This is a genomic window from Roseiarcus sp. (genome assembly GCF_052145395.1).
In the GTDB taxonomy this organism is placed as follows: domain Bacteria; phylum Pseudomonadota; class Alphaproteobacteria; order Rhizobiales; family Beijerinckiaceae; genus Roseiarcus.
In genome coordinates this window covers 1-4,277 of record NZ_JBKQOT010000714.1, presented here as the reverse complement: position 1 = coordinate 4,277, position 4,277 = coordinate 1, and the positions used below count along the sequence as shown (strand labels likewise).

Here is a 4,277-nt window from a genome sequence, read left to right as displayed (position 1 = left end):
GATAGGAGGTGGCGACGACGATCGCCACGCCCTCCCCGCGCAGGCCGTACAAGATGCGCCAGAAGTCGCGCCGCGACACCGGATCGACGCCCGCGGTCGGCTCGTCGAGCAGCAGCACGCGCGGCGTGTGGATGAGCGAGCAGGTGAGGCCGAGCTTCTGCTTCATGCCGCCGGAGAGCTGGCCCGCGCGGCGCCTGCGGAACGGGGTCATGCCCGATGCGGCGAGCAGGCGCGCGGCGCGTTCCTCGCGGTCCTTGCGGGAGATGCCGAAAAGCTCGGCGAAGAACTCGACGTTCTCGTCGACTGTGAGGTCCTCATAGAGGCCGAACCGCTGCGGCATGTAGCTCACATGCGAGCGAACGCGCTCGGGTTCGGCGACGGCGTCCACGCCTTCGATGAGGATCGAGCCTTCGTCCGGCGCCATTACCGCGGCGATGAGGCGCATGATGGTCGTCTTGCCGGCGCCGTCGGGGCCGACGAAGCCGAACACCTCGCCAGGCGCGCAATCGATGCTGAGGTTATCGACGGCGATGGCGGCGCCGAACCGCTTCGTGAGTCCGCGGACCTCGATGGCGGGTCGCGACAGCGCGGCGTTCATGATTGCCCGGGCGCCCTGACGGCGATCCTGGCGTCGGCGGGGAGGCCGGGGACGAGCTCGTGAGTCGGATTGTCGATGTCGATACGGATGCGATAGACGAGCGTCACGCGCTCGGCGTGGGTCTCCACGCTTTTCGGCGTGAACTCGGCCGCTTCTGAGATGAACGAGATGCGGCCCGGATAGTCCTTGCCGGGCCACGAGTCGGTGGTGACGGTCGCCGCCTGGCCCAGGCGCACCTTGCCGACGTCGGTCTCGTTGATATAGGCGCGCAGCCATACGTGATCGATGTCGGCGAGGGTCACGATCGCCGCGCCGGGCGATATGACCTCGCCGAGCTCGGCCTGCCGCACCAGAATGACGCCGTCGAACGGCGCGTTCAGCGTCGTGTAGCCGAGCGTGATCTTGGTGAGTTCCAGGTTGGCGCGCGCGGTCTCGATGGCGGCGATGGAGAGCGCGACGCTCCTGTCGGCCGACGCCTCGAGCGCCTTGTCGCGTTCGAGCGCCGCTCGCGCCTGCTTCAGCGCGGTCTCGGCGACGTCGCGCGCGTCGATCGTGCCGGCGCCCTTGGCCACCAGCGTCTGGGCGCGGTCGAACTCGAGCTCCCTCAGGGACACTTCCGCTTGATCGCTGATGACGGTCCGGCGCGTCGCGTCGACGTTCTGCTCGGCGACGTCGAGCTGGCGCATCCGTTCGTCCAGGGTCGCCTGGGCGATGACCGCCAGCTGCTTGTAATCGGCGTCGTCGACCCGTGCGATCACCGTCCCGGCCTTGACCGTCTGCCCCTCGTCGAACGGAAGTTCGACGATGCGGGACTGCACCGACTTGAAGCTGAGGATGCTCTCATGCGCCTCGATGTTGCCGGAGACGACGATCGTGTCGCTGTCGGCCTTCCCTTCGATCCAGGGAAGGACGGTGGCCCGCCACCACGGAATGACAACGTCCTGGTCATGATAGGCGGCGAGACCGCCGAGACCCAATGCCGCAACCACAAGGAGAAGGAGAAAGAATCGCCGCACCGCCAAGAACCCATGCCCCTTGCCTCGCCCTTTTTGGGCTTATCATTGCGCCCGGGCCCAAGGTGTCTTAGCGAAGAAGCCTTACCCGGGGTTTGACCCAGGTCAAGGATGACCCATCGTCGCATGCGGCGTTGTCGAGAGCGCGTTGCGCTGGTCCGTCCGGAGCGCTATCAATTCTGAAATCAGCCGGTTCCGGACGCATTTTCCTGCCGGCCGCGGGCGGAATCGCATGGCGCAGAATGGTGTCCCCAACCTCCCCGACAGACTGATCGAAGGGCTCCGCGAACGCTCCGAGGCGGGTGGACGCTCCCCACAGAGCGCATCCTGCGACGCCCTCGAAAAGGCGCCGCCCTATTCGCCTGAGGAGCGTCTTGCGGCGGCGCTCGGCTTTCAAGCCCGTACCCCGCCGGGTTCGCGCACCTCTCCGGCCGAACTTATCAGGGAAGATCGGGACCGTTGAGCGAAGTCGTCGTTCACCACGTGGTCCTCGCCGACTGAGAGTAGGTTTGCTTCCCATGTTCATCCTCACCTCCGACCACGAAGCCGTCCGAGACATGGCGAAGGCCTTTGCGGACGAACGCATCGCACCGCACGCGGTCGAGTGGGATGAGACCGAGCATTTCCCGATCGAGATCATGCGCGAAGCCGCCGCCCTCGGCATGGGGGCGATTTATGTGCGAGAGGAGAACGGCGGCAGCGGCCTGACGCGGCTGGACAGCGCGCTGATCTTCGAGGCCCTCGCGACCGGCTGCCCCTGCGTGGCGTCCTTCCTGTCGATCCACAACATGGTCGCCTGGGTCGTCGACCGCTTCGCATCCCGCGAGCTCCAGCACCGCTACCTGCCGAAGCTCGCCACTATGGACTCCGTCGCCAGCTACTGCCTGACGGAGCCCGGCGCCGGCTCGGACGCGGCGGCGCTGACGACGCGGGCGCGCCGCGACGGCGACGACTATGTACTCGACGGAGTCAAGCAGTTCATCTCGGGCGCCGGGGCGAGCGACGTCTATCTCGTCATGGCGCGCACCGGTGAGGGCGGCCCGCGCGGGATCTCGGCCTTCCTCATCGACAACGGAACGGCGGGCCTGAGCTTCGGCGCCAACGAGAAGAAGATGGGCTGGAAGGCGCAGCCGACCCGGCAAGTCATCCTGGAAGGCGTGCGCGTCCCGGCTGCTCAACGCGTCGGCGCCGAGGGCGACGGCTTCAAGATCGCCATGGCGGGGCTCGACGGCGGGCGTCTCAACATCGGCGCCTCATCGATCGGCGGCGGACAGGCCGCGCTCGACAAGGCGCTCGGCTACATGCGCGAGCGCAAGGCGTTCGGCCGGCGCATCGCGGATTTCCAGGCGCTGCAGTTCCGCGTCGCCGACATCGACGCGTCGCTCGAGGCGGCGCGATCGCTGCTGTGGCGCGCCGCGAGCGCGCTCGACGACAAGGGGCCCGACGCGACCCGGCTCTGCGCGATCGCCAAGCGGGTCGCCACTGACGCGGGTTTCAATGCGGCCAACGACGCGCTGCAACTCTTCGGCGGATATGGCTATCTCGCCGACTACGGCGTCGAGAAGATCGTGCGCGACCTGCGCGTGCACCAGATTCTGGAAGGGACCAACGAGATCATGCGCGTCATCGTCGCGCGCGGTTTGATCGAGAACTGAACCCGGCGAGACGCGAGAAATCGGAGAGAGGAATGGCCAACATCGCATTTCTGGGTCTGGGCAACATGGGCGGACCCATGGCCGCCAATCTGGTCAAGGCGGGCCACTGGGTCGCCGGCTACGACCTCGTCGAGGCGCAAAAGATGACGGCGGCCGAGATGGGCGTGTCGGTCATGGGCAGCGCCCGCGAGGCCGTCGCCGGGGCCGAGATCATCGTCACCATGCTTCCGGCCGGGAGGCATGTGCTGGCGGCCTGGGCCGAGTTCCTGCCGGCGGCGCCGAAGGGCGCGCTCGTCATCGACAGTTCGACCATCGACGTCGACAGCGCCAAGAGGGCGCACGAGGCGGGCCGGGCCGAGGGCGTGCTGACTCTCGACGCGCCGGTGTCGGGCGGCGTCGGAGGCGCGGCCGGCGGCACGCTGACTTTCATGTGCGGCGGCTCGGCGGAGGCGTTTGCAAAGGCGAAGCCGGTGCTCGAGGCGATGGGCAAGCGCATTGTCCATTGCGGCGGCCCCGGCGCCGGGCAGGCGGCCAAGATCTGTAACAACATGATTCTCGGCGCCACGATGATTGCGACCTGCGAAGCCTTCGTGCTGGCGGAGAAGCTGGGCCTCTCGGCCCAGGCGCTGTTCGACGTCGCCTCGACTTCATCCGGCCAGTCGTGGTCGCTGACGACTTATTGCCCTGTCCCCGGACCGGTCCCGACCTCGCCCGCCAACCGCGACTACAAGCCGGGCTTCGCCGCGAGCCTTATGCTGAAGGACATGCGGCTAGCCCAGGAGGCTGCGGCAAGCGCCGGCGTCGCCACGCCGCTCGGAGCGGCGGCGACGCAGCTCTACGCCCTGTTCGCGGCGGCGGGGCACGGCGGGGACGATTTCTCGGGCGTGATCAATTTTCTGCGGGGAACGCAGGCGTCCGGCTAGAATATCGGCGTATTGTTCATACGTGTCTGACGAATAGCGGCCGCGCGAGGCGGATGGCGTGTGGCGACACCCCGGCGACCGAGAGGGA

Annotated in this window: 4 protein-coding genes; 2 read left to right on the top strand and 2 right to left on the bottom strand. The window is 67.7% G+C overall.

The annotated features are described in order from the left end of the window. On the bottom strand, window positions 1-598 hold a 598-nt coding region (locus ACLP25_RS24555; protein WP_442471739.1), incomplete at its 3' end, for an ABC transporter ATP-binding protein. Beyond that, on the bottom strand, window positions 595-1,614 hold the full coding sequence (locus tag ACLP25_RS24550; protein ID WP_442471740.1) for an HlyD family secretion protein: 1,020 nt from the start codon (window positions 1,612-1,614) through the stop codon (window positions 595-597). The genes ACLP25_RS24550 and ACLP25_RS24555, both read right to left, overlap by 4 nt. A gap of 515 nt (window positions 1,615-2,129) precedes the next feature. On the opposite strand from ACLP25_RS24550, the gene ACLP25_RS24545 reads away from it, so the two are divergent. Both ACLP25_RS24545 and mmsB read left to right on the top strand, forming a co-directional pair. Next, on the top strand, window positions 2,130-3,266 hold the full coding sequence (locus tag ACLP25_RS24545) for an acyl-CoA dehydrogenase family protein (protein WP_442471738.1): 1,137 nt from the start codon (window positions 2,130-2,132) through the stop codon (window positions 3,264-3,266). 32 nt (window positions 3,267-3,298) lie between these two features. Then, window positions 3,299-4,189 (top strand): 3-hydroxyisobutyrate dehydrogenase, encoded by an 891-nt coding sequence (mmsB, locus tag ACLP25_RS24540; protein WP_442471737.1) that lies wholly within the window; start codon window positions 3,299-3,301, stop codon window positions 4,187-4,189. The last annotated feature ends 88 nt before the right edge of the window (window positions 4,190-4,277 follow it).